19 protein-coding genes and 2 pseudogenes are annotated in these 24,573 nt (G+C 66.5%); 11 read left to right on the top strand and 10 right to left on the bottom strand.

All coding sequences use genetic code 11. The features are described from left to right. Positions 1 to 20 precede the first annotated feature (20 nt). Complete coding sequence (locus tag AC1RWI_RS21320; protein WP_043354414.1) at positions 21 to 1,544, bottom strand: UxaA family hydrolase; 1,524 nt, start codon at positions 1,542 to 1,544, stop codon at positions 21 to 23. Between the two features lie 6 nt (positions 1,545 to 1,550). Next, positions 1,551 to 2,573 (bottom strand): tripartite tricarboxylate transporter substrate binding protein, encoded by a 1,023-nt coding sequence (locus AC1RWI_RS21315; protein ID WP_492868554.1) that lies wholly within the window; start codon positions 2,571 to 2,573, stop codon positions 1,551 to 1,553. Positions 2,574 to 2,719: 146 nt separating this feature from the next. Between AC1RWI_RS21315 and AC1RWI_RS21310 the strand changes: the two genes are divergently transcribed. The 3 genes from AC1RWI_RS21310 to uca all read left to right on the top strand — a co-directional run bounded on the left by AC1RWI_RS21310 (position 2,720) and on the right by uca (position 9,474). Continuing rightward, positions 2,720 to 3,706, top strand: coding sequence for a LysR substrate-binding domain-containing protein (locus AC1RWI_RS21310; protein WP_492868552.1), 987 nt, complete (start codon positions 2,720 to 2,722; stop codon positions 3,704 to 3,706). A gap of 301 nt (positions 3,707 to 4,007) precedes the next feature. Beyond that, complete coding sequence (gene atzF, locus AC1RWI_RS21305; protein WP_492868550.1) at positions 4,008 to 5,861, top strand: allophanate hydrolase; 1,854 nt, start codon at positions 4,008 to 4,010, stop codon at positions 5,859 to 5,861. Between the two features lie 13 nt (positions 5,862 to 5,874). Next, positions 5,875 to 9,474 (top strand): urea carboxylase, encoded by a 3,600-nt coding sequence (uca, locus tag AC1RWI_RS21300; protein WP_492868548.1) that lies wholly within the window; start codon positions 5,875 to 5,877, stop codon positions 9,472 to 9,474. A 21-nt stretch (positions 9,475 to 9,495) separates the two neighbouring features. Here uca and AC1RWI_RS21295 read toward each other — a convergent pair whose 3' ends face one another. Next, on the bottom strand, positions 9,496 to 10,344 hold the full coding sequence (locus AC1RWI_RS21295; RefSeq protein ID WP_492868546.1) for a class I SAM-dependent methyltransferase: 849 nt from the start codon (positions 10,342 to 10,344) through the stop codon (positions 9,496 to 9,498). Positions 10,345 to 10,611: 267 nt separating this feature from the next. On the opposite strand from AC1RWI_RS21295, the pseudogene AC1RWI_RS21290 reads away from it, so the two are divergent. The 5 genes and pseudogenes from AC1RWI_RS21290 to AC1RWI_RS21270 form a co-directional block, all read left to right on the top strand. Continuing rightward, positions 10,612 to 11,355, top strand: a pseudogene (locus AC1RWI_RS21290) (aminotransferase class V-fold PLP-dependent enzyme); the annotation flags it as partial. Between the two features lie 11 nt (positions 11,356 to 11,366). Continuing rightward, complete coding sequence (locus AC1RWI_RS21285; RefSeq protein WP_419188910.1) at positions 11,367 to 11,513, top strand: aminotransferase class V-fold PLP-dependent enzyme; 147 nt, start codon at positions 11,367 to 11,369, stop codon at positions 11,511 to 11,513. A gap of 235 nt (positions 11,514 to 11,748) precedes the next feature. Beyond that, positions 11,749 to 12,519: a ferredoxin--NADP reductase gene (locus AC1RWI_RS21280; RefSeq protein WP_043354426.1), complete on the top strand. Its 771-nt coding sequence runs from the start codon at positions 11,749 to 11,751 to the stop codon at positions 12,517 to 12,519. A 170-nt stretch (positions 12,520 to 12,689) separates the two neighbouring features. Beyond that, positions 12,690 to 12,986: pseudogene (locus AC1RWI_RS21275) on the top strand (hypothetical protein); the annotation flags it as partial. 71 nt (positions 12,987 to 13,057) lie between these two features. Next, complete coding sequence (locus AC1RWI_RS21270; protein ID WP_043354430.1) at positions 13,058 to 14,506, top strand: pyridoxal phosphate-dependent decarboxylase family protein; 1,449 nt, start codon at positions 13,058 to 13,060, stop codon at positions 14,504 to 14,506. A 755-nt stretch (positions 14,507 to 15,261) separates the two neighbouring features. Here the strand turns inward: AC1RWI_RS21270 and AC1RWI_RS21265 are convergent. Next, a complete protein-coding gene (locus AC1RWI_RS21265) occupies positions 15,262 to 16,116 on the bottom strand; it encodes a hypothetical protein (protein WP_492868543.1) in 855 nt (284 codons plus the stop codon). Positions 16,117 to 16,601: 485 nt separating this feature from the next. Between AC1RWI_RS21265 and AC1RWI_RS21260 the strand changes: the two genes are divergently transcribed. Next, entirely contained in the window at positions 16,602 to 17,711 is a 1,110-nt protein-coding gene (locus AC1RWI_RS21260) for an LLM class flavin-dependent oxidoreductase (protein ID WP_043354437.1), read from the top strand. Between the two features lie 20 nt (positions 17,712 to 17,731). Further along, complete coding sequence (locus AC1RWI_RS21255) at positions 17,732 to 18,700, top strand: ABC transporter substrate-binding protein (RefSeq protein WP_043357989.1); 969 nt, start codon at positions 17,732 to 17,734, stop codon at positions 18,698 to 18,700. A 78-nt stretch (positions 18,701 to 18,778) separates the two neighbouring features. On the opposite strand, the gene AC1RWI_RS21250 is transcribed toward AC1RWI_RS21255, so the two are convergent. The 6 genes from AC1RWI_RS21250 to AC1RWI_RS21225 form a co-directional block, all read right to left on the bottom strand. Beyond that, positions 18,779 to 19,516: a GGDEF domain-containing protein gene (locus tag AC1RWI_RS21250; protein ID WP_043354441.1), complete on the bottom strand. Its 738-nt coding sequence runs from the start codon at positions 19,514 to 19,516 to the stop codon at positions 18,779 to 18,781. A 7-nt stretch (positions 19,517 to 19,523) separates the two neighbouring features. Then, complete coding sequence (locus tag AC1RWI_RS21245) at positions 19,524 to 19,913, bottom strand: DUF1987 domain-containing protein (RefSeq protein WP_043354443.1); 390 nt, start codon at positions 19,911 to 19,913, stop codon at positions 19,524 to 19,526. A 29-nt stretch (positions 19,914 to 19,942) separates the two neighbouring features. Continuing rightward, the gene (locus tag AC1RWI_RS21240; protein ID WP_492868540.1) at positions 19,943 to 20,512 is read right to left on the bottom strand and encodes a SiaB family protein kinase; all 570 of its coding nucleotides are present in this window, start codon (positions 20,510 to 20,512) and stop codon (positions 19,943 to 19,945) included. A gap of 28 nt (positions 20,513 to 20,540) precedes the next feature. Next, positions 20,541 to 21,776: a SpoIIE family protein phosphatase gene (locus AC1RWI_RS21235; RefSeq protein ID WP_492868538.1), complete on the bottom strand. Its 1,236-nt coding sequence runs from the start codon at positions 21,774 to 21,776 to the stop codon at positions 20,541 to 20,543. A 56-nt stretch (positions 21,777 to 21,832) separates the two neighbouring features. Beyond that, positions 21,833 to 22,903 (bottom strand): helix-turn-helix domain-containing protein, encoded by a 1,071-nt coding sequence (locus AC1RWI_RS21230; protein ID WP_043357994.1) that lies wholly within the window; start codon positions 22,901 to 22,903, stop codon positions 21,833 to 21,835. A gap of 68 nt (positions 22,904 to 22,971) precedes the next feature. After that, the gene (locus AC1RWI_RS21225) at positions 22,972 to 23,820 is read right to left on the bottom strand and encodes a hypothetical protein (protein ID WP_492868536.1); all 849 of its coding nucleotides are present in this window, start codon (positions 23,818 to 23,820) and stop codon (positions 22,972 to 22,974) included. Positions 23,821 to 24,095: 275 nt separating this feature from the next. Between AC1RWI_RS21225 and AC1RWI_RS21220 the strand changes: the two genes are divergently transcribed. After that, a complete protein-coding gene (locus AC1RWI_RS21220; RefSeq protein ID WP_043354446.1) occupies positions 24,096 to 24,449 on the top strand; it encodes a YciI family protein in 354 nt (117 codons plus the stop codon). The last annotated feature ends 124 nt before the right edge of the window (positions 24,450 to 24,573 follow it).

Below are 24,573 nucleotides of genomic sequence, written 5' to 3'. Positions count from 1 at the left end.
GTTCCAAACCGCAAGGCTTCCTAACTGACAATCCCCAGGTGCCAGGGCACAAATTCGTTGTCCCCCAGCCCGAGCGCTTCGCTCTTGGTCGGGTGCCCGGAGGCCGCTTCCAGGATGTGTTCAAAAATCCGCTGGCCCATCTCGTCCACCGTCAATTCGCCGTCCAGTACCAGCCCGCAGTTGATGTCCATATCGCCTTCGAGCCGCGTGTACATCGGCGTATTGCTCGCTAGCTTGATGGTCGGCGCTGGCTTGGAGCCGAACATCGATCCGCGCCCGGTGGTGAAGCAGATCAGGTTGGCGCCGCTGGCGATCTGGCCGGTGGCGGCGACGGGGTCGTAGCCGGGGGAGTCCATGAAGACGAAGCCGGATTGCTCGATGGGCTCGGCGTATTCATAGACGGCCTGCAGCGGCGTGGTACCGCCTTTCATGGCGGAGCCGAGTGATTTTTCGAAGATATTGGCGAGGCCGCCTTGCTGGTTGCCGTGGCCGACCACGCCGTTGAACTGGGCGTTCTGGCCGGCGGTGTAGCGCTCCCACCAGGCCAGGCGGTCCAGCAGTTTCTGGCCGACTTCCGGCGTGACGGCGCGGCGCGTGAGCATGTATTCCACGCCATGGATCTCGGGGGTTTCCGACAGGATGGCGGTGCCGCCGTGGCGCACCAGGATGTCCATGGCCGCGCCGAGCGCCGGGTTGGCGCTGATGCCGGAGAAGCCATCGGAGCCACCGCATTCCAGGCCGATCTTCAGGTGGCTGGCAGGCACGGGCTGGCGTGTGGCGGTGTTGGCGCCCGGCAGCATCGCCTCGATGGCGCGGATGCCGGCCTGGATGGTGGCCGCCGTGCCGCCGCTGTCCTGCATGACCATGGTGCGCACGTGGCTGCCGGGCACCAGGCCTTGCGACTCCATCAGTCCCGCTACCTGGTTGCGCTCGCAGCCCAGGCCCACGATCAGCACGCCGGCCAGGTTGGGGTGGCGCGCATAGCCCGCCAGCGTGCGCCGCAGTACGTCGAAGTGCTCGCTGGGCGAGGACATGCCGCAGCCGCTGCTTTGCGCGAAGGCGGCCACGCCGTCCACATTGGGATAAGCCGCCATGCGCTCGGGCGTGAAGTGGTCCGCGATATGCCGGATCACCGTGGCCGAGCAGTTCACCGACGACAGAATGCCGATGAAGTTGCGCGTGCCGACGCGGCCGTCGGGCCGCACGAACCCCATGAAGGTGGCGCGCTCGGCCTCGGGCACATAGTCCACCGGCCGTACGTCCTGGCAGAAACCCGGGTCGCGATAGAAGTCCACCAGCGCCAGGTTGTGCGAATGCACATGATCGCCAGCCTCGATGTCGCGCTCGGCCACGCCGATCACGGTGTCGAACTTGCGGATCTGGGTGCCTTTGGCAATGGCGCAGGCGGCAATCTTGTGCCCTGCGGGCACCTGGGCGCGCACGCGCAGCCCCAGTTCAGGCAGGCGCTGGCCAAGGCTCAGGGCGTCCCGGGCGATCAGGACGTTGTCGTTCGCATGCAGGCGGATCAGGGCGGCGGTGTTCACGTTGGGTCAGCCTTGTTGCAGCAGTTCTTTGAGCTTGAGGCGCTGGATCAGGTGGGTTTCCTGGTCGTACACCGTGCTGATGTAGCGCTTGTATTCCGGGCCGTCCAGGTACATCACCGGCGCATCGATGCGGGCCGCGACTTGCTGGAATTCCTTGCTGGCCACGGCCTGGCGGAAGGCGTCGCGCAGCTTTTTCTCCACGGCCGGGTCCAGGCCGATGGGCGCGCCGATGCCGTTGGGCGCTTCCACCACCACGTTGTAGCCCAGTTCCTTGAGCGTGGGCGTGTCCTTGAAGCGCGGTGTGCGCTGGTCGCCCCAGGTGGCCAGCAGGCGCAGCTTGCCGGCTTCCACGTGCGGTGCCCAGGAGCTGGAATCGGCCAGCAGGTCCACTTGCCCGGCGAGCACGTCCTGCAAGGCCTGCGCGCCGCCCTTGTAGGCGATGGCATTGAAGCGCACACCGGCGGCCTGCGCGAATTCTTCCATGCCCACGTGGGTGGCGCCGCCGATGCCGGCATGCGCATAGGTGAGCTTGCCCGGATGCGCCTTGGCCTCGGCCACGACGTCCTTGAGCGACTTGAAGCGCGAGTTCGCCGGCACCGCGATGCCGAAGGTCTGGCCGGAGGTGCGCGCCAGGTAGGTCAGCTCGCTGCGCGGGTCCAGTTGCAGCATGCCTAGCTGCGAGAAGCGCGTCACCGAGATCGGCACCTGGCCGATGGTGTAGCCGTCCGGCTTGGCGCGGGCCAGTGCCTTGGTGCCGATCATGCCCGATGCGCCGGCGCGGTTTTCCAACACGATGGATTGCTTGAGTACGCCGGACGCCACCTGGCACAGCGCGCGCATGGACTGGTCGGCGGTGCCGCCGACGGGCCACGGGCAGATGAAGGTGATGGGCCGGTCCGGATAGTCGGCTGCACGTGCTAGGCCGGGCAGCAACAGGCCGGCACTACCAGCCGTCGCAGCCGTGGCGGCAGCGGCGCCGCCGATGAGCAGGCGGCGTCGCCCGTGGTTGATGCCGTGGGGTGCGGTCATGTGTCGTCCTCGCAGGGTGTCGTTTTTGGAATCATGGGCTGGTGGCAATGTCCACCTGTCAGGCCGGATTGTGGCAAAGCCATTCATAACAATCCAATCAATCATCGGAATGGCTTCATAACCTTAAAGTTAAGTAGAATTGCACCATGCCTCAGATCGACCGCGCCCTGCGCTCCAATATCAAGCTACGCCACCTGCAACTGGTGGTGGCGCTGGACGAGTTCCGCCATCTCGGCCACACCGCCGAGTTCCTCTGCGTCAGCCAGCCAGCTGTCTCCAAGATGCTCACCGAGGTGGAGAAGACGCTGGGCCTGACGCTCTTCACGCGCTCCACGCGCGGCACCGAGCCCACGCCGGCTGGCGCGTCGCTGGTGCGTTTCGCCCGCTCGGTGCTGGCGCAATACGAGCGCACGCGCGACGAGATTGCCGCGGAGGCCAGCGGCGCCGCCGGGCGCACCCGGGTAGGATCGATGGGCGCGGCCCTGCCGGTGCTGCTGGCGCAAGCCGTGGGCCTGCTCAAGCAGCGCTCGGCCCAGGCCACCGTGCTGGTGGAGGAGGGCGACCTGCCCCACCTGCTGCCCAAACTGCGCATCAGCGAACTGGATCTGATCGTCGGGCGGCTGGAGCCCGGCTACGCCGCACCGGACCTCATCACCGAGCCGCTCTATAACGAGCCGATGGTGGCGGTGGTGCGCAGCGGCCACGCGCTGTCAAGCAAGCGCGCAACGGGCTGGGCGGACCTGGCCGGCATGCCTTGCGTGGTGCCGCCGCCATGGGCCTCGCTACGGGTCAAGATCGAGCAGGAGTTTTACCGCTTGGGGCTGCAGCCGCCAACCGACCTGATCGAGTCGTCGTCCTACCTTGCCATCACCACCTTCGTCTCCCAGCTGGATGCGGTGGGCTTCCTGGCCAGGTCGGTGGGGCAGCAGTTCGAGCGGGAAGGCCGCTTCCATATCCTGCCCATGGACATAGCGCTGGAGCTGCCGCCGGTGGGCGTGATCACGCTGCGCGAAGGGCGGCCCACGCCCAGCAGCATCCAGCTGGTCGAATGCCTGCGGGCAGCGGCCGGGCAACTGGCCGCGCCGCCGGCCGGCGCGAAAAAGCCGGCGCGCGCGCCGCGGCGCACGAAATAGCCAGCCAGCCGCGATCAGCGTGGCCTGGCCAGCAGGTACTTCGCCAGCGCGTGCGGTTCCAAGGCGCCGGGACGACGCACCACATTGCGGCGTCGTCCTGCCTTGCGGCACTGATTCAGGTCCACCCGCGCCGCCCGCTGATGCGGCGCGGGTGCGTGCCGCGCATGCGCCTTCGGCTCGCGAAGGCGTCCCGACCCCGATTCCCTTGAAATGCAAGAAGAATCGACTTTTGTCTTGCATGGCATGTCTCCTGCTTTGTTGGTCTGCAACGCCCTCATGTATACAACCTGGGATACAAGCGATGACCAGCAAGACGCCGCTGCGCCGATCCGCCGCCAGCCTTGGCAGTTGCCGAACCCTGACGGACTGGCAACAGCTCTACAAGACGCAAGGCGCGTCGCTCGTGGACGCGCTGGCGCCGTTCCTGGACCTGGACGCAGCGGACCCGGCCTGGATCGCGCGGCTGGACGCGGCGCGGCTGCGGTCCCAGCTGGATATGCTGGCGGCGCGCGTTGAGCAAGCGGGCGGCAAGCTCGATGCGTTTCCCCTCTACGGCGTGCCGTTCGTGGTGAAAGACAACATCGACGTGGCAGGGTGGCCCACCACGGCGGCGTGTCCCGCGTTTGCGTATATGGCCCAGCGCGATGCCGGCGCGGTGGCGCGGCTGCGCGCGGCCGGGGCCATCGTGGTGGCCAAGGCTAACCTGGATCAGTTCGCCACGGGCCTGGTGGGTGTTCGTTCGCCCTACGGCGCGGTGCCCAACACCTTCGATGCGGCCTATGTCAGCGGTGGCTCCAGTTCAGGCTCGGCGTCTTCGGTGGCGCGCGGCTGGGTGCCGTTCTCGCTCGGGACCGATACGGCGGGCTCAGGGCGCATTCCCGCGGCATTCAACAATATCGTGGGCCTCAAGCCGACCCGGGGCTGGCTCTCCAGCGCCGGCGTGGTGCCGGCCTGCCGCACGCTGGACTGCGTCTGCGTGTTTGCGCTGACGGTCGACGATGCCGCGCTGGTGGCGGAGATCGCGGGCGGCTTTGACCACGACGATCCTTACTCGCGCACCTATCCGCAGAGCGCGCCAGCCGTGCTGGCGCCATCGCCCGTGCTGGGCATTCCCGATCAGCTGGCGTTCTTTGGCGATACGCAGGCACAGGCCAATTTCGAGCAAGCGCTGGTGGACTTGCAGGCCACGGGCGCCAAGCTGGTGCCGATTGATTTTTCGCCATTCGCCGAGCTGGCCGCACTGCTCTACCAGGGGCCATGGGTCGCCGAGCGCTTCCTGGCGGTGAGCCAGCTTCACGCCAGCCAGCCGGAAGCCATCGATCCGGTCGTTCGCGTGATCGTGGAGGAAGCGGGCCGCTATAGCGCGACGGATGCGTTCAGCGCCGAATACCGGCGCGCGGCGCTAGCCCGCGCTATCCACCTGGCGCTGGCAACGGTCGATGCGCTGGTGGTGCCAAGCGCGCCGTCGATCTATACGCTGGCCGCCGTGCAGGACGATCCGATCCGCCTGAACGCGCGGCTTGGCACCTATACCAACTTCACCAACCTGGCCGACCTGTCGGCGCTGGCGCTGCCGGCCGGTGCGCGCGAGGACGGCTTGCCGGCGGGCATCACGCTGATTGCCCCGGCCTGGTCGGACCGCGCGCTGGCCCGCTTTGGCCGGCAGTGGCAGGCGGCGCAAGCGTTGCCCCTGGGCGCCACCGGGCGGGCTTGTCCCGTTGGTGCACAGCGCGCCACGCCGGACACGCCGGGATCGGTGCGGCTGGCCGTGGTCGGCGCCCACCTTAGCGGCATGCCGCTGAACCATCAGCTGCTCACGCGCCACGCGGGCTTTGTGGAGGCTTGCCGCACGGCGCGGTGCTACCGGCTTTATGCGCTGGCGGACACGATCCCGCCCAAGCCCGGGCTGGTGCATGTCGGCACAGGGCAGGGCGCGCCGATCGAAGTCGAGCTCTGGGATGTGCCACTGGCCAGCTTTGGCGCCTTCGTCGCGCAGATTCCCGCGCCCCTTGGCATCGGCAAGCTGCTGCTGGAAGACGGCCGGCAAGTTACCGGGTTCATCTGCGAACCCCGGGGCCTGGAAGGCGCCCGCGATATCACGGCATTTGGCGGCTGGCGCGCCTACCTCGCCAGCGCAAACGCCAGCGCAACCTGACCGGGGAGCGCCGATGTTCCACACCGTACTGATCGCCAATCGTGGCGAGATCGCCGTGCGCGCCATTCGCACCTTGCGTGCGCTGGGTATCAAGAGCGTGGCCGTGTATTCGGATGCCGATCGCAATGCCGCGCATGCCCGGCTGGCCGATGTGGCCGTGCCGCTGGGCGGCGAGCGTGCGGCGGATAGCTACCTGGTGGCCGAGCGCGTGCTGCAAGCCGCGTTGGATACCGGTGCGCAAGCCGTGTTTCCGGGCTACGGCTTTCTGTCAGAGAGCGCGGCGTTTGCCGAGGCCTGCGAAGCGGCAGGGCTGGTCTTCATTGGCCCGACGCCGCACCAGCTCCGCGAGTTTGGCCTGAAACACCGGGCGCGCGAGCTGGCCGCCGAGGCGGGTGTCCCGATGACGCCCGGCACCGGCCTGCTCTGCAGCTTGGAACAAGCCCTGCGGGAGGCCGCGCGCATCGGCTATCCCGTCATGCTCAAGAGCACGGCCGGCGGGGGCGGCATCGGTCTGTCGCGCTGCGCTGATGATGCCGAGCTGAGCGCGGCCTTTGACAGCGTGCAGCGGCTGGGCGAGCAATTCTTCAAGCATGGCGGGGCCTTTATCGAGCGCTGCCTGGACTGCGCGCGGCATATCGAGGTGCAGATCTTCGGCGACGGCGCGGGGCGCGTGGTGGCGCTGGGCGAGCGGGATTGCTCCACGCAGCGCCGCAACCAGAAGGTGGTGGAGGAAACCCCGGCACCGCACTTGAGCGCGGCCACGCGCCACGCGCTGCATCGGGCCGCGATCCGGCTGGGCGAATCGGTGCGCTACCGGTCGGCCGGCACGGTGGAGTTCATCTACGACGTGGAGCGGGAGGATTTCTACTTCCTGGAGGTCAATGCCCGGCTGCAGGTGGAGCATCCCGTGACCGAGCTGGTCACCGGGCTGGACCTGGTCGCCTGCATGCTGAAGGTGGCCGCGGGCGATGCGCTGGACTGGGAGGCCATTTCGCGGCCGCCGCAGGGTGCGGCCATGGAGGCGCGGCTCTATGCGGAAGATCCGCTCAAGCAGTTCCAGCCCTCGCCGGGCACGTTGACCGAGGTGGCCTTTGCGGACGGCGTGCGTGTCGACGGCTGGGTCGAGACCGGCACGGAGGTATCCGCCTTCTACGATCCGCTGCTGGCCAAGCTGATCGTTCACGGCCCCACCCGCGAAGCCGCGCGCAAGAGGCTCGCGGCAGCGCTGGCCGCCACGCGCCTTGGCGGCATCGCCACCAACCTGGACTACTTGCGCCAGATCGTCGATTCGCCCGAGTTCACCACGGGCCGCGCCTTCACGCGCATGCTCGACCATTTTCCCTACGCGCCGGCAGTCATCGAGGTGCTGGAGCCGGGCACCTACACCAGCATCCAGGACGTGCCGGGCCGCACCGGCTACTGGCATATCGGCGTGCCGCCCTCCGGTCCGATGGACGACTATGCCTTCCGGCTGGCCAACCGCATCGTTGGCAATCATCCGGGCGCGGCCGGGCTGGAATGCACGCTGGTGGGACCACGCCTGCGGTTTCATGGCGCGGCCGTGGTGGCGCTGGCCGGCGCGCCTTGCACGGCAACACTCGACGGGATGAACGTCCCGTTCTGGGCGCCAATCCGCGTAGCTCCGGGACAGGTCCTGGCGCTCGGCAAGGCCACGCAAGGCTGCCGCACCTACCTTGCCGTGCGCAATGGCTTCGATGTGCCGGTCTATCTGGGCAGCCGGTCCACCTTCGCGCTCGGGCAGTTCGGCGGGCATGCCGGGCGCACGCTGCGGCTGGGCGACATGCTCCCGCTTGGCCAGCCACATCTGGCTGCCAGCGGCACCTGTGCCCCGGTGACAGCGCCGCAGGCCGCCCCCGCGGCACTGGTGCCGGTCTACGGCCAGCATTGGGAGATCGCGGTCCTGCACGGCCCGCATGGCGCTCCCGACTTCTTTACGCCGGCATCGATGGAGACTTTTTTCGCCACCGACTGGGAGGTGCACTACAACTCCAACCGCCTTGGCGTGCGCCTGGTCGGGCCCCGGCCTGAATGGGCTCGGCGCGACGGCGGCGAGGCGGGCCTGCACCCATCCAACGTGCACGACTGCGAATACGCAATCGGCGCCATCAACTTCACTGGCGACTTCCCGGTGATCCTCACAAATGATGGCCCGAGCCTCGGCGGCTTCGTGTGTCCCGTCACGGTCGCCAAGGCCGAGCTGTGGAAAGTCGGCCAGGTCAAGCCGGGCGACCGGATCCGCTTTCGGCCAATCAGCTTCGATGCCGCGCGTGCCATGCAAGCGGCGCAGGACCAGGACATTGCCGGGCTGCGGCAAATAACGCGCGCGCCGCCGCTGCCGGCGCCGGCGCGTTCCACCGCCATCCTTGCCGGGCGCGCGGCAAGCGGGCACCACCCGGCCATCGCCTACCGCCAGGCGGGCGACGGCTACCTGCTGCTGGAATACGGCGATAACGTGCTCGACATCGGCCTGCGGCTGCGGGTGCACCTGCTGATGGAGGCGCTCAAGGCGCAGCCGATAGACGGTGTGCTCGAGCTATCGCCCGGCGTGCGCTCGCTGCAGGTGCGTTACGACGGCCAGCGCATCCATCAGGCGGCTTTGATCGAGGCGCTGCTTGCCATCGAGGCTGGCCTGCCGGACGTGGCCATGCTGAAGATCCCCACCCGCGTGGTGCACCTGCCGATGGCCTTCGAGGATGGCGCCACGCTGGATGCCGTGCAGCGCTACCGCGAGACGGTCTGCGCCGATGCGCCATGGCTGCCGAACAATGTCGACTTCATCCAGCGCATCAACGGCCTGGCCCATCGCGACGAGGTGCGGGACATTGTGTTCTCCGCGCGATATCTGGTGCTGGGGCTGGGCGATGTCTACCTTGGCGCGCCTTGCGCCGTGCCGCTTGACCCGCGCCACCGGCTGCTCACCTCCAAGTACAGCCCTGCGCGCACCTTCACCGCGCAAGGCACGGTCGGCATTGGCGGGGTCTATATGTGCATCTACGGCATGGACTCCCCGGGCGGCTACCAGTTGATCGGGCGGACGCTGCCGATCTGGAACAGGTTCCTCAAGAACCCAGCTTTTGAGCCGGGCGCGCCGTGGCTGCTGCGCTTCTTTGACCAGGTGCAGTTCTACCCGGTGTCAGAGGCGGATCTGGACCGGTTGCGCGAGGATTTTCGCGAAGGACGCGCCACGGTGCGCATCGAGCACGATGTCTTCGACTACGGCGCGTACCGCCAGTCGCTCGCGCACAGCGCGCACGGCATTGCCGCCTTCCAGGCGCGGCAGCAGGCAGCCTTCAGCGCGGAGGTGGCGCACTGGAAAGTCCATGAGGCCAACGCTGCGCCCATCCAGGTGCCGGCCGCCTTGCGCCATGACGAGCACGACGGCCATGCCGTGACGGCGGAGATGAGCGGCAGTGTGTGGAAGGTGCTGGTGCAGCCCGGCGAGCAGGTGCGGGCCGGGCAGCCGCTGCTGGTGGTCGAGGCCATGAAGATGGAACTGACCGTGCTGGCTCCGGTGGCGGGCACGCTGCTGGCCATGCGCTGCCGCGCGGGCTCGGCGATCAAGGTGGGCGACCGCCTCGCGTCGATCGCCTGACAAGGCGTGGCTCAGCGTGGCTCAGCGTGGCTTGATGAACTTCAGTGTCATGCGGTCCGATTCACCGATGGCCATGAAGCTCGCGCGCTCGCGCTCGCCGCCGCGCAACGTCGGCGGCAACGACCACACGCCATCGGGATGGTCGTGGTTGTCGCGCGGGTTGGCATTGATCTCGCTGCGCCCGGCAAGCGCAAAGCCAGCCGCGCGGGCATGGTCGATAACGTAATCTTCGGTGACGTAGCCGGTGGCGATCATCTGCTCCAGCGAGGTGCCGGGCGTGGCCCGGTGCTCCTCCACGCCTAGCACGCCGCCGGGCTTGAGCACGGCATAGAAGGCGCGCAGGCTGTCGTCCAGGTGGCCGTCCTTGATCCAGTTGTGGGTGTTGCGAAAGGTCAGCACCAGGTCTGCACCGCCCGGCGGGGCGATATCGGTGAAGGCGCGCACCGGCAGCGTGCCGACCGTGACCTTGCCGTAGTTGCCTGGATCCTGCGCCAGTTTCTTCTCGAAGTTCGCCCTTGAACGCTTGCTTTCCTGGCTGGCATCCGCCGCGCTCGCATCGTAGTGCGCGGCGTACAGCTTGCCGTGGTCGCGCAGCACCGGCGCCAGGATCTCCGTGTACCAGCCGCCGCCCGGCGCAATTTCGATCACTGCCTGGTCCGGCTGCAAGCCGAAGAACCGTAGCGTTTGCAGCGGATGGCGGTACACGTCGCGGGCCTTGTTGGCGGCGCTGCGCTGCGGACCGGCGATGGCGGCGGCGAGTGCTTCGTCTGCTGTGGCGGGCGCGGCGCTGGCCGCGCTGGCCAACATGCCGGCGCCGGCCAGCAGCATGGCGTGCCGCACGAAACGGCGCCGGGCAGAGAAGGGAGTCATGGCATTCCTTGCTGAAGGTAAGTGGCGAGCGGTGAACGGTGCGCGGAGGCTATCCATCGTTGCCCCTGAATCTGGACGAAGCCTGGCCGGTTTGTCAAGCCGGCTCTTGCCGGCTCTCGCCTGCTCTCGCCTTTCCCCGCGCTGGCCGGTGCCGCCATCAAGGAAGTGTCTTAGGAAATGCGTTTCTATTCGTTCTCAATCCAGCAGCGTCATTTCATAGTTGAGCCGTGATGGCTATAGGCGGTTGCCGTCAACGACAAAGCGTGCATCGGGCAGGCCCGGCTTAGCCCGCACGCGGACGACATGGACGAGTTGCTCAGCAAGGTGTGGAAGGAGCCCGCGTTCTTCCTGACCCACCCGCTGGCGATTGCCGCTTTTGGCCGCGAATGCACGCGCCGTGGCGTGCCGCATGCGCAGTCACCGTCGCCGCGGTCCTCGGCCGCGCCCGCCTACTGCTTCCTGGAGGGCGCGGGGCGTGACCCGCATGGCGGTGCGTCGAGCCTGTGCGAGATCGCCACGTTCGGCGACCCGCTCGCGCTGCATCTGCCGCAGCAGGGGGCGGGCGCTTACGGTTATGGGCGCGAGCAAGAGGAGACGCTGCCGTGGGCATCGTCTTCGGCGCGCGTGCCGTTCGACGTCGCCGCGATTTGCCGCGATTTTCCGATCCTGCAGGAGCGCGTCAACGGCAAGCAACTGGTGTGGTTCGACAACGCTGCCACCACGCACAAGCCGCAGCCGGTGATCGACCGCATCTCGTACTTATACGCGCACGAGAACGCCAATATCCACCGCGCCGCCCATGCACTGGCCGGGCGCGCCACGGATGCCTACGAGGCCGCGCGCAGCAAGGTGCAGCGTTTTATCGACGCATCCTCACCCGACGAGATCATCTTCGTGCGCGGCACCACCGAGGCCATCAACCTGATCGCCAGGACCTGGGGCGTGCAGAACGTAGGCGAGGGCGACGAGATCATCGTCTCGCACCTGGAGCACCACGCCAATTCGGGCCCACCGGCATCGGCGTGCGCTCCGGGCATCACTGCGCCCAGCCTATCCTGCGCCGCTCTGGCGTGGAGGCCACGGTGCGGCCGTCGCTGGCCTTCTACAACACCACGGACGAGGTGGGCCGGCTGATTTCGGTGGTCAGGCGGCTTTCGGGGCGCCGTTGAGGCTGAAAACGCGGGGCGTGGGGCTTATAACCCCCCTGAATATGCATGAATCGGGACGCGCCCTGCGTTTTCTTCTAAAATCCGCTATCTTCTCACCTTGATCGGCGCGTCTTCCAGCCTTCGGACCGGAGCCCGCCTTGTTGAACGCAACCGGCAAGCTACCGCCAAGCCTTTGGTATCAGGCCACAACAGGCCATCGACGCCGGCGCCATCCAGCGCATACAGCGCCTTATTCATGAGCAATCTCAACCAGCAAGCCATCCTCTCCGTCCACCACTGGACCGACACGCTCTTCAGCTTCACCTGCACCCGCGACCCCGGTTTCCGCTTCGAAAACGGCCAGTTCGCCATGGTTGGCCTGGAAGTGAACGGTCGTCCGCTTCTGCGTGCCTACAGCATCGCTAGTGCCAACTACGAGGAAACGCTGGAGTTCTTCAGCATCAAGGTGCCGGACGGCCCCCTGACGTCGCGCCTGCAGCACCTGAAGGAAGGCGACCAGATCTTCGTCGGCAAGAAGCCCACCGGCACGCTGCTGGTCGACAACCTGCTGCCGGGCAAGACACTGTGGCTGCTGGCCACCGGCACCGGCCTGGCCCCGTTCCTGTCGATCATCCGCGACCCGGAAGTGTACGAGCGCTATGACAAGGTGGTGCTGACCCACACCTGCCGCTTCGTCGAGGAACTGGCCTACCGCGAGCTGATCCAGGAACACCTGCCGCAGCACGAGCACCTGGGCGAGCTGATCCGCGAAAAGCTGGTCTATTTCCCCACCGTGACCCGCGAAGAGTTCGACAACCAGGGCCGCATCACCGACCTGATCGCCAACGGCGAGCTGTTCGAGCGCCTGGGCGTGGAGCCGTTCTCGCTGGAGAACGACCGCATCATGCTGTGCGGCAGCCCGGACATGCTCAAGGACATCCGCGCGATGCTGACCGAGCAGCACTTCACGGAAGGCAATATGAGTGCGCCGGGCCATTTTGTGCTTGAAAAGGCATTTGTTGGTTGAATTGGTGACGGCTGCGTCCAGGGTCGGTTGGTGCAATGCCAACCGACGGAGCGGCTGAGCGATTGAGATTTTGCCGCGAAGGTGGCCCTTGGCGGGTTTGCATTTCGTTGCCCCTTCAACGCATCTCGCTATACAGAAGGCGAAGCCTCGCCTCGACGACATCGGCACATCTGCTCAAGTGCACGGCGCTGGCCAATGGCAGCCACGCCATGGCCGCCAAGCCGGTGCTGCACGGGGACAACGGCGCCACGCGAAAGGCCATCACGGCGCAGGCGATGTTGCACTGGCTGGGCGTCAAGCCTTCGCATTCGCGCCCACGCTTGAGCGACGGTAACGCCTATGTGGCCTGTCCGTACAGGCCACAACCGGCCGGAGTTCCCGCGCACCTGGGCGGCGCTCATCGTGCATCAAGCCAGGCGCGGGAAAACAGCGTTTGGCAGCATGAATGCGGCGACAACTCAAGATGGGCGCGGCGATCACCTGGCGTTTTTTTCCTGCGGATTCTATAAATGAACGACTTCGCGGATGAGTGACGGTCATGTCGGATGCGTATCGTGCAGCACTTGAACGGGCATACACGCTGGCCTTGGATTTCCATGGCTTGCGCGCGCAGAGACGCCCTGCCGCGACTGCCAGCTTCGACGCGTTGCGGGCGGCCCTGAACGGCCCGACGCCGACCGACGGCATGGCGCCCGCTGAAGTCATCGAGCAGTTGGCTGAGGGGGTGGAAGCTGGCCTGATGGGGGGCGCGGGACCGCGCTACTTTGCCAAGGTCACGGGGGGCTCGCATCCGGTTGGCGTTGCTGCCGACTGGTTGACAAGCATCTGGGGGCAAAACAGCGGGAGCTACCTGGGGTCTCCGGCAAATGCTGTCGTTGAGCAGATAGCGGCAGCATGGCTGCTCGATTTGCTGTCGCTACCACCGGAATGTTCGATCGGCTTCACGACTGGCGCGACAATGGCCAGTTTCGTTTGCCTCGCTGCGGCAAGAAGCGAGGTCTTGCGAAAGGTCGGCTGGGATGTGGATGCGCAGGGCTTGTTCGGCGCGCCTCCGATTGACGTGTGCCTTGGCAACGATGCGCATGCCACGATCTTTGCCGCGTTGCGTTATCTCGGACTAGGCCATGATCGTGTCATACGCATCCCCACGGATGATACGGGGCGCATGCAGGCTGGCGCGCTGTCCACGGCCTTGGCGTCTTGCGGCGGGCCGCTGATAGTCATCGGGCAAGCCGGTCAGATCAACACGGGGGCATTCGACCCGTTCAACGAGATTGCGGACCTAGTGCATTGCCATGGCGGATGGCTTCACGTCGACGGTGCCTTTGGCTTGTGGGCGCGCTCGTGCCCGGCGCTACTCCATCTGACCGAAGGCATCGAGCAAGCGGACTCCTGGGCGACGGACGGCCACAAGTGGCTGCAGATGCCATACGATTGCGGCTATGCCATTGTCCGTGACGCGCATGCCCATCGGCGCGCGATGGCATACGAAGCGAGCTATCTGCCCGCGGCCGGCGGCGAGTGCCGGGAGCCCTTTCACTACGTGCCGGAACTCTCAAGGCGCGCTCGCGGCTTCGCGACGTGGGCGCTTATCCGCGCGCTCGGGCGTAGCGGCATTGCCGCGATGATCGAACAGCACTGTGCGCTGGCCCGGCGCATGGCGCAACGGCTTGCATCGGAAGCCGGCGTGGAGATCGGCAATCCGGTCGAGTTGAACCAGTTTGTTGTGCAGTTCGGCACAGGACTACCGCCGCCGCAACGCGATCAATTGACGAGGGCGGTCATCGGGCACGTTCAGGCGGCAGGGGTTTGCTATGTCGGTGAGGCAAGCTGGCGCGAGCGCGTGGTGATGCGCTTCTCCGTGATTTCCTGGGCGACCACCGAGGCGGATATCGACCGGTCTGCCGAATCAATCATCGCGGCGTGGCGGGCGGTTGGCGCGGGCGTGACAGCGGCAAGCGAGATCACGCCGGGCAGTACGGCATAGCACGTGCGCATCGCCACGCGATGTTCGCGAGTCAGGCGGCGGAGCACACCGTCGCCGGCGTCGGTCAGATAGTACGTTCCGTTGACGATCAGTAAATTCGAGGTCTGCGCGCGATTCCTGGATGGGAGAGGCCCGCCGCGCGTGCCAAGCTGATGAGGGGCGTCGTCACGCGTGTCTGCGCATTTCCCGACGAAGCGCACCCCGGGCGTCACAAGCGACGAATGGCGCGCCTTGCTGGCCTCCGGCATCGACGGCGGCGGGGAGAACGGCAGCGCCTCCTACACGCTGATGGATATCGACGGCGACGGCCAGCGCGATCTCATCATCGACACCTATTCGGGCGGGACCGGGCTGTTTTCCTACGTGGGCGCGCTCCGCCGCGAGGGCGGAAAATTTGCGGGCGCCGATAGCCTTTGCCCAGTCCCGGACACGGTCAAGGGCGATGACCGCGGCGTCTACTACAGCTACGGCCCGGGCCACTACACCTTTGAAATCGTGGCAGACATGCCTGTCTGGGTGGGCGCCAGTGCTACCTCGGGCAACTGGTCGACTGGTCGACTGGTTTGGCGGTTATTCACCCAAGGACGGGCTGTTCGCGCAACGGTGGATGCGCAAGCCGGAGGACGTGCAGGCGCGGACGTATTCCGTCAAGGGCTTGCGCACCGCTGCCGGGATCAGGGCGTCGATCGGCAAGGTCGAGGGCGACAACGGTATGTGATCCACCGCTTGCCACCGCTCGCCGCCCGGCAGCCGGATCATTCGCCGATCTCGACCTCCATGTTTGTGATGGTCGGGAAGTGCCTGTCCTCCTTCAGGTTGACGGTAAACGCCACGCCCTTGCGCTTGCCCGCCATGAAGCCGGTGCTGCCATCCAGGTCGGACACAGCATCCTGCAGCGGTGGCGTCAGTTGCTTGTAGAAGGCCAGCACCTGCTCGATGCTATCGGTGGTCTGCAGCCGGAGCACACGCCTGGCCTTGGCGTTGCTCAGCGCATCCTGCGCGGTGCGGTAAACGATGGCCCGCGGGTACAGCGGCACTTGCGACGAAAATCCCTTGGGGAGCTTGACCGGCTTGGCTGCGGTGTGGGCGGCATCCAGCGTGATGGTCTCCATCTTGGCGATCTTCTCGCCGCGGCCGGTCTGCAGGTCTTCGGGCACGTCCTGGCTCCACGCAACCAGCGGTTGTGCCTTGGCGCGATCGAAGCCGGGCCGCAGGAAGACCGACAGCAAGCCGTGCTCGCTGTCCTGGCAGCCATTCTTGCCGCACTCGCGGTGCACCAGCGCCGCCGCCAGCACGTCACCGCGCTCGTCTACCAGCACGGCCGCGCGCTCGGCGCCATCCGATAGCTGGCGGCGCGACGACAGCACGCGCTGGCCATCGGGCAGTTCCTGCTGGACCCGGTTGGCGCGCGACTGCAGCCCCGACAGGATCTGCTCGGCGAGCAGGCCGTCCTCCCAGTAGTAAGTACCGGACGCATTGCCGGCAAACCGGGTGATGGCGAGATCCAGCGCGGGGGCTTCCCGGGTTTCCTGCCGGTGGCTGGTGTCCAGGACCAGGACGGCATCCGCGGCCAGGGCAAGGGGCGCTGCGCCGAGGGTGGAAAGCAGCAATGCCAGCGCTGCGCAGGAGGCGGGACGAAATCGAAGAGCCAATCGAAGAGCCATACAGAGAGGGGAAAAGAAAGGAAAAATGGTAGGGATCGTCAGTCCGGTAAACAAGAAAACGGGCCCGGGAGGGTCCGTTTTGACGGCAGGCCACGAAGCCTGATGTGATTGCAAGTATACTTGGCAACGCCGGCTAATTGAAGCCGGGCATCCATGCTGGGAAATACGGAGAACGGTGAGCAGGACGATGCCTGCAATCCTGATGGCGCCAAGCACGATCGTGCTTGCCGCTCCGGCGCATGCGCAAGCAGGCCCGGCCGTGCGCAAAGGCATGCATGACATGTCCCGCAGCGTGCAAAACCGCATATCTTCCCTCGTTCTTATTCCTTAAGGATCGCCTATCCACGGCGTATGTTCATGTCTTGGCGATACGGCGCGCAACTCCCGCGCAGCCGTTTCAAATCATCGCAAACCAGGAACAGGAGCCTACGATGAGCGTGGAAATCATTGGCATGATCCAGAGCCAGAAGCAGTCGGAGATCCATCCGGCCAGCGGACCGGTCGTGGATCGCGACTACGTGCGGGCATTTGCGCAAGCGCATGAGAACGCCGGCTTCGACCGCGTGCTGGTGCCGCATCACTCCACCGGCCCGAGCGCCACGCTCACCATTGCCTACGCGGCTGCCGTGACCGAGCGCGTGCATTTCATGCTCGCGCACCGGCCGGGCTTTACCGCGCCCACGCTGGCGGCCCGGCAGATCGCCTCGCTTGACCAGTTCAGCGGTGGCCGGCTTGGCGTGCACTTCATCTCCGGCGGCTCCGATGCCGAGCAGCAGCGCGACGGCGATTTCCTCAGCCACGACGAGCGCTATGCGCGCACCGACGAGTACCTCGGCATCCTGCGGCGCATCTGGACGCAGGACCAGCCGTTCGACCACGAAGGCAAGTACTACCGCTTCACCCAAGGCTTCTCCGAAGTGAAGCCGGCGCAGAAACCACACGTGCCGATCTTCTTCGGTGGGGCTTCGGACGCGGCCATTGAAGTCGCCGGACGTCATGCCGATGTCTACGCACTGTGGGGCGAATCGCTCGAGCAGGTCCGCGATATCACCACGCGGGTGCGTGCCGAGGCGGCCACGCATGGGCGGCAGGTGCGCTTTTCGGTCTCGTTCCGGCCGATCCTGGCGCAAACCGAGACGGCGGCATGGGCACGCGCCAATGCCATCCTCGAAGAAACGCGCCGCCTGCGCGAGGCGGCTGGCCTGGGGCAGGGCGGCCCGCAGCAAAGCGAAGGCGCGCGCCGCCTGCTGGCCGCCGCCGACAAGGGGCCGCGCGTGGACAAGCGCCTGTGGACGGAGATCGCCAAGCTCACCGGCGCGCGCTCCAACTCCACCGCGCTGGTTGGCACGCCGGAGCAAGTGGCCGACGCGCTGCTGGACTACTACGACCTTGGCGTGACCACCTTCCTGATCCGCGGCTTCGATCCGCTCGAAGATGCCGTGGACTACGGCCGCGAGCTGATTCCCCGCGTGCGCGCGCTGGTGGCGCAGCGCGAGGCTGCGGCCGGCGCGGGTTCCGCTGCTGGCCGCAAGGCAGCCTGACGGCGATGGCGAGCGGCATCATGACGGCATCCCGAAGACAGTTCCTGCGCTACGGCGCATTGGCGGCGGCCAGCGGCGCCTTGCCGTTTTCCGTGTCGGCCCAGGGCCGCCCCGTGCTCAAGGCCGGCGACCAGAAGGGTGGCCTGCGCGCCCTGCTGGAGAGCGCGGGCGAGCTCAAGGGCCTGGCCTATGACATCCAGTGGACGGAGTTTCCCGCCGCCGCGCCGCTGGCCGAGGCGCTGAACGCCGGCGCGGTCGATGCCGGCCCGATTGGCGATGCGCCCGCCATCTTCGCGCTGGCCGCCGGCACGCCGATCAAGATCATCGGCGTCAACCGCTCGGACCCGTTTGGCACCGCCGTGCTGGTACGCGCCAATTCGCCCTTGAAGACGGCGGCGGACCTGCGCGGCAAGAATATCGGCACCAACCGTGGCTCCATTGGTCACTTCGTCGCCCTGAAGGCGCTCGAATCGGCCGGCTTGAAGCCCGAGGACGCCAGCCTGCGCTTCCTGCCGCCGGCCGACGCCAAGCTGGCGCTGGTCAACGGCTCGATCGATGCGTGGGCCACCTGGGAGCCGTACACCGCGCTGGCCGAGACCAGCGGCCATGCCCGCGTGCTGGTGAGCGGGCGCGGGCTGTGGTCCGGCCTGAGCTATCTGGCGGCAACGGACAGCGCGCTGGCTGCCAGGCGCGAGGTGCTGCGCGACTTCCTGCAGCGCGTGGTGCGCGCGCAGGTGTGGTCGTACCAGCATGTGGACGGCTTTTCCGCTGCGTTGGCTCGCATCATCGGCATCCCGCCGGAAGCCGCGCGGCTGCAGTTCGAGCGGCGCCGTACGCAATGGCGCAACATCGATGCGGCAGTGATTGCCGAGCAGCAGCGCACGGCGGACTTCTACCTGAAGGCAGGGCTGCTCAAGCAGCGGCTGGATGTGCGGACCACGTTCGATACCGGTTTTCCGCTGGCGGTGCAGGTCAACCCGGCGAGCTGACCGGGCCGCAGGGGGCGTGGCGCGCGCCGCGGCATGTTGTGGCTTGGCGTTTTGCGTGAACCCGACCGGCACGGTGCCTCAATGCAACGGCACCACCAGTTCGCTCTCCAGCAGACTGACAACCCGGTTACGCCCGCTCCGCTTGGCCTGATACAACGCCTCGTCGGCGCGCGCATAGGCCTGCTCGAAGCTCGTCCCGGGGGGGCTCCAGCTCACGCCGAAGCTGGCCGTCACCTGCAGCCCGGCCTTGACCGGAAACACATGCTGCTCGATCTGCAGCCGCATGCGCTCCGCCAGTTCGACAGCAGTGTCCAGCCCGCGCGCCGGCAGCAGCGCAGCGAACTCCTCGCCGCCCACCCGGCCGATGACGCCCGCGCCTTGCACCGACCGCTCCAGGCACTCGACGACGCCGCGGATCACGGTGTCGCCTACAGGGTGGCCCATCGAGTCGTTGACCCGCTTGAAATGATCGATGTCGAGCACGATCAATGACAGGCTGTCCCCGGCCAGCATCGCGCCGGCCCGCTCGATGATGGCGCCGCGGTTCAGCGCGCCGGTGAGCGTGTCGCGCGTGGCGCGGAATTCCAGCTCGCGGGCCAGGTCCTGCAGGCGATGGTTGAGCCGGTTCATTTCCAGCTCTTCGCGGTCGCTGCGCCGTATCAGGCGCCGGGTTTCGCGCATCAGCCGCTCGTAGTAGCCGATCAGCTCGCCCAGCGTGTCGCGGTATGCCTGGGCACCGGCATCGGGATTGCCGAATACCGCCCTGGCGCCCGCCAGGACGCCGTTTTCCGACTCGAAGAGATCTGGCTCGGACATGCGCTGCTCAGCTAGCCGTGGTGGCGTGGTCGAGGAAATCGATGGCGGGGAAGTCGGCGTGCAGGTCCTGGCCGAATTCCAGGATCGTGTCGTCGTCCACGTCGTGATACCAGTGCACGATGACCCGGTTGCCCTTGTCGGCTGCATCGTTCATGGCGTCGAACATGCTGAACAGCACCTTGGTGCTGGAACTGTTGAAGTACGTCAGCGCCACGTGCACGGTGACTTCGGTGTCCTCGCAGGCCGCCAGGTATTTGCGCAGGCGCAGGATCACGTCGCCGTAGAACACCGCGGCGTTTTCCGGATAGGACTCGCCTTTGAGGCTGAGCGTGTGCTGCTTGAAATCAAAGCTCACCTCGGGCGAGGTCGGTGTGGCGGCAATGAACAGGTTTTCCATCAGTTTCCCTTTCGATCCCGTTCAGTCATTCAGATGGTTGCGGTAAGGAAGAACATCGTCGATACCGGGTCTGCGTCGATGGGCTGGAAGCTGTACTCCAGCGGTGCGCTGGCGTCGCGGGCTACCGTCAGGAATCCCAGGCCGGCGCCCTTGCTGCCTTGCGGCGCTTCGGCGCGCATGGTTTCCTTGTAGGCCTGCTTGATCTGGTCCAGCGTCATGGTGCGCAACGGCTCCAGCGCGGCGCGCAGTTGCCCCACGCGGGTGATTGCCACCGGGTTGGAGCACATCAGCCGGTAGCGGTCTTGCACCATGCAGATGCACACCGAGCCGTGGCGCAGCTGGTTGGTGTCCTCGGTGGGCGGCGTGAGCGCGTCGGACGAATAGTGGACGATGTTCTGCGCCATCTCCACGAACGAGGAGAACAGCTTGCGCCGGGTCGAGCCGTCGACGCCGCTCACCGTCAGTTGCAGCCGCACTGCGTCGGACATTGCCGCGATGATGTTCTGGGAAAAGTAGCCGACGTAGTAGAAGATCACGTTGCGTTCCCGGGCCATTTCAAAGAATGGCCCATATTCATGGTCAATCGAATTACCGTTCATCTCAGTGCTATAGCGGGCCATTGCAGGACTATTGAACGCGAAAGCAGAAGAAAGTGAGGTCATCGCGGCGGCGGTGATGGCCTTGCCACGCGCGATACTGGTCCAGCACGGCGTCGTTGATCTGCGCCGCCGAGGCATGCCGGCTGCCGCGGATCGCTTCGCGGATGCGGCGCTTGCCAAAGGCGATTTCCTTGGGGCCGCCGATCTGGTCGATCAGGCCATCGGTGGTCACAAACACCACGCTGTCCGGCTGCGTCTGGACCAGGCGGTTCTGCCAGGCAAAGTCCAGGTTGGTGTCCACATAGCCGACGCCCATGCGCTCGCCGTCCACGATCTCGCCTTCCGCCTCGCCGGGCTGGAGCACGAACAAGGCGCTCTTGGCACCGGCGAACACGAGCTGGCGGCTGGCATTGTCAAACCAGAAGAACGCCGCATCCATGCCGTCATTCGAGCCAGGCGTTTCATCGTCGCCGTCGAGCTGCCCGAGCATCTGCTTGATGCCGCGGTTCACCGCCATCAGGAGCGCGGCGGGGTCGCGCGGGCCGCGCTGCTCGATGGCCTGGATCAGGATGGACGAGGAGATCAGGGTCAGGAACGCGCCCGGTACGCCGTGGCCCGTGCAATCGGCCAGCGCGGCAAACCAGCCGTCCTCGAACGCGGCGAAGTGATAGAAATCTCCGCCAACCACATCGCGCGGCTCCCAGACCAGGCCCGCGTCGCCGAGCGTCCTGGCCAGCGCCTCGCGCGAGGGGCGCAGCATCGAGCGCTGGATGGTGCTGGCGTAGTCGATGCTGTGCATGATCTGGCGGTTTTTCTCGGCCTGCATGTCCGCCACCACGCGCATCAGCTGCAAGCCATGCCCGATGCCAAGGAAGCGGCCGTCGCGCGCGATGATGAAGCCGTCGGCAAGTGCCTTCTCGCCGTACTCCACCGCCTTGAAGGTCAGGGCCTCGATGCTCATCGCGGCATCGACCACCAGCGGCTCCTTGTCCATGAAGGCGATGCAGCTCTTGCGGTTGTACAGCTCGCGGTGATAGGGCTTGCTCATCTGCGACATGAAGATCGCGCGATTGATCAGGCCGATCGGCGTGTCGTTTTCGGTCACCGGCAAGCTGGCGAGGTCCCGGTGCTTGCCGAACACATCGAGGACTTCCTGATTGTTCTGTTCCGTGGTCACCGATGGCGTGGTGACGCAGAGATCCTCGGCACAGGGCTGCCGAAAGCGGGAACGAGCCAAGTGTGAGTCAACCGGAACGTCAGGCATCGCCAGGGCATTCGGACTATTGGGAAGTCGCCGATTGTATGGCGCGCGCATGACGGTTACGTGACATATGGCGCATGCGCCCCCCGGAAATCCCTTGGGGACACGCCGTAGGCCCGGCGGAATGCGCGGGTAAAGTCCGAGGCACTGTTGAAGCCGGCTCCATAGGCGATCTCGCCGATGCCGACGTGCGCGAGGCGCAGGAGATCGTCGGCCGCCGCCCGCAACCTGCAGTTGCGGATATACGCGCCAAGGCCGCCTTCGTGCTCGAACATCCGGTACAGGGTTGGGCGCGGCAGCCCGAACGCTTGCAGGATGCGCTCGGGCGAGAGGTCCTCGTGGTGCAGATTGGCCTGCACGTAGCGCTGCACCTGCTCCAGCATGGCGGCGCGGGCCGCCGCGCGTGCGTTGCCGGCAAGGCGCGCCTGCTTGCCGAATGCGGCAACGATCAAATGCGCGCAGTCCCGGATGGTTTTTTCCGCGTCGGCCTCGGACCGTGCCGGGAGGCTGCGGCAGAGCGCCATCACGTGACCGAAGATCAGGCGCGTCAGCGGCGAGGTGTAGGTCACCACGCGGCCATGGATGGACTCGGCATCGGGGATGGCCGCCTCCACCGTGGCGCGCGGTACGAAGAAGGCCAGCACCCGGGCGCGCGTGGGGCGGTGCATGTGCATCGGCTGGTTCATGTCGAGCGCCAGGATGCCCGGCACGAACTGGGCGGATTTGCGCTGCCGGGAGAAGTCCGTCACCGTTTCGGCGATCCCGTCCACGGCCACATGGAAGACGTAGTCGCGCACGCTGTCGGTGGAGATGCGCGCGGTGGTGCGGATCTGGCCCACCGGATCGGTGCGGCTGTCCAGGTAGGTCAGGTTCTTGAGCACATAGGTATCGATCTCGCCCCGGAAGCCGCTGGCAACCTGCGCACGCGAAGCCGGGACATCGAGTATGCGGCCTACATAGTCGCGCCAGGCCGGCAACTGCAGCGCCAGCGCCTCGTTCGCGACGGTGAAATGCTGGTGCACGATCAGCGGCGGGGTGGCGGCAGGGCAGGCGGGCGCAGCCGGCTGGACAGGCCTTTGCAGATGGGAAGCAAGGATCCGGCTGACGGTTTCTGAATAAGCCTGGGTCATGATGGCGTCGGGTTCAGGAAATAGCTTGCGTCCCAAGTCCGAGCCATTGTACCGACGACTCTCAGCGGCTAGTTGGTTGCCGGTGCACTCGCCTTCAGTGCGGCCGCGTCGTACTCGCGCGCCGCATCGGCGGCGCGTCCGTTTTCCAGCACGCGGAAGCTGGCCGGATCGAGTCCGGTGAGGCGATGGCCGCCGTATTCCACTTCTTGCACTGGCGTGGCTTGCGCGGCGGGCGCCTGCAGGCGGCGCCACCAGTAGTCCCGCAGCGCGGGCAGGGCAGTGAAGTAGTCCCGCCAGTGCTCGACCTGGCGGTGGTCGAGCGCGGTCATGCGCTGGCCGTCGTCGATGGGGCCGATCTTGTCGGTCATGCGCAGCGGGCCGTCGCCACTGGGCGCTACCACCAGGCTGGCGCGGTCGGCTTCGATGCGCTGGCCAAAGTAGTACACATGCGCGGCATCGGCAATGTAGTTGCCCGGCAAGCCCACCACGGTGGCGCCATCCGCGCCGATCACGCGCTTGCCGTTGAAGTAGGCAGACTCGGCGTCCACGGCGTAGTAGTCATGCATGCAGGTCACCGGCTCCAGCGGGCCATTCTCCGGCCAGCGCCAGTCTTGGTAGACAAGCGGCCGGAAGGCCTGCGGGCTGCGGGTGCGGATGGTCTTGCCGGCAATGAAGTAAGCCTGGCGGGCGTCGCGGGCGTAGCGCTCGTTGAGGACTTCGAAGGTGGCGATGTCGGCGTTTTCGATCCGGTAGAAGTAGTACCAGGCCGCGCCGCTGCCTTGCTGGGCCTGCACGATGACGTGCTCGCCGTCGGTGAACCAGCGCCCGTCGATGCAGCGGAACGCCTGCGGATGGGCAATGGGCAGCGGGCTGCCGTCCTTGGCCCAGAGCGGCCCGTCGTCGTGCGACCAGATCACGGTGTCGCCCTCGATGAAGTACGAGGGATGGTTGGCTGGCGCGATGCGGTCATGGGAAGGCGTTGGGTGCCGGGTGCCGGGTGGCGCAAGGCCGACATATTAAACTGTCCGCCCGGATCGGCAATGCTTGGCGAACGTTGCGTCATTGCAATTAACGGCCAAGCATTTCTGCCATCCATAAGTAGCTCGCCGGCCGCTTGCGGCCGGCGGCCGAGGCGTGCAGGATGTGGGCGGTAAGCCCTACCCGAAAATGCGCAAAACAAAGCGGAGACCCTATGTCGTACATGCTGCTGATTGTCGAACCCGTTGGCCAGCGCGCCGAGCGTTCCCCGGAAGAAGGGCGCCAGGCCTACGCCAGCATGCAGCGTTTTGCCGAAGGCCTGAATGAGCGCGGGCTGCTGCTGGGCGTCAACTCGCTCACGTCGCAGGCCAATGGCGTGCGCGTGCAGGTGCGCGAAGGCCGCCGCGACTTGCTCGACGGCCCCTTTGCCGAGGCCAAGGAAATGATCGGCGGCTACTTCCTGCTCGACTGCGCCACGCAGGACGAGGCCATTGTCATTGCCGCCGAGTGCCCCGCCGCGGCATGGTGCAGCGTGGAGGTCCGCGAGGTCGGGCCTTGCTTCCTGTAAGACTGCAAGCGGATAGGGTGCATGGCCGCATCTAAGTAGTTACCCTTGGTTTTTGGGGTTTTTTGCACAGGATGTCGATCTGGCGGCGCGCGGTTCGTCGTACCGGTAAGAGTCAACGATGGCA

The sequence above is a fragment of the Cupriavidus sp. MPR-AND1C genome (assembly GCF_058809705.1).
Note: the sequence above shows the minus strand (reverse complement) of the source record. Positions and strands in the feature narration are given on the sequence as shown.

What these genes read in the sequence shown, in the direction of transcription:
- AC1RWI_RS21255 (WP_043357989.1), top strand. Translation starts at nt 17,732, where the DNA reads ATGACGGCATCCCGAAGACAGTTCCTGCGCTACGGCGCATTGGCGGCG.
- AC1RWI_RS21260 (WP_043354437.1), top strand. Translation starts at nt 16,602, where the DNA reads ATGAGCGTGGAAATCATTGGCATGATCCAGAGCCAGAAGCAGTCGGAG.
- uca (WP_492868548.1), top strand. Translation starts at nt 5,875, where the DNA reads ATGTTCCACACCGTACTGATCGCCAATCGTGGCGAGATCGCCGTGCGC.
- AC1RWI_RS21230 (WP_043357994.1), bottom strand. Translation starts at nt 22,903, where the DNA reads ATGACCCAGGCTTATTCAGAAACCGTCAGCCGGATCCTTGCTTCCCAT.
- AC1RWI_RS21220 (WP_043354446.1), top strand. Translation starts at nt 24,096, where the DNA reads ATGTCGTACATGCTGCTGATTGTCGAACCCGTTGGCCAGCGCGCCGAG.
- AC1RWI_RS21310 (WP_492868552.1), top strand. Translation starts at nt 2,720, where the DNA reads ATGCCTCAGATCGACCGCGCCCTGCGCTCCAATATCAAGCTACGCCAC.
- AC1RWI_RS21315 (WP_492868554.1), bottom strand. Translation starts at nt 2,573, where the DNA reads ATGACCGCACCCCACGGCATCAACCACGGGCGACGCCGCCTGCTCATC.
- AC1RWI_RS21270 (WP_043354430.1), top strand. Translation starts at nt 13,058, where the DNA reads ATGTCGGATGCGTATCGTGCAGCACTTGAACGGGCATACACGCTGGCC.
- atzF (WP_492868550.1), top strand. Translation starts at nt 4,008, where the DNA reads ATGACCAGCAAGACGCCGCTGCGCCGATCCGCCGCCAGCCTTGGCAGT.
- AC1RWI_RS21235 (WP_492868538.1), bottom strand. Translation starts at nt 21,776, where the DNA reads ATGCCTGACGTTCCGGTTGACTCACACTTGGCTCGTTCCCGCTTTCGG.
- AC1RWI_RS21295 (WP_492868546.1), bottom strand. Translation starts at nt 10,344, where the DNA reads ATGACTCCCTTCTCTGCCCGGCGCCGTTTCGTGCGGCACGCCATGCTG.
- AC1RWI_RS21280 (WP_043354426.1), top strand. Translation starts at nt 11,749, where the DNA reads ATGAGCAATCTCAACCAGCAAGCCATCCTCTCCGTCCACCACTGGACC.
- AC1RWI_RS21245 (WP_043354443.1), bottom strand. Translation starts at nt 19,913, where the DNA reads ATGGAAAACCTGTTCATTGCCGCCACACCGACCTCGCCCGAGGTGAGC.
- AC1RWI_RS21240 (WP_492868540.1), bottom strand. Translation starts at nt 20,512, where the DNA reads ATGAACGGTAATTCGATTGACCATGAATATGGGCCATTCTTTGAAATG.
- AC1RWI_RS21250 (WP_043354441.1), bottom strand. Translation starts at nt 19,516, where the DNA reads ATGTCCGAGCCAGATCTCTTCGAGTCGGAAAACGGCGTCCTGGCGGGC.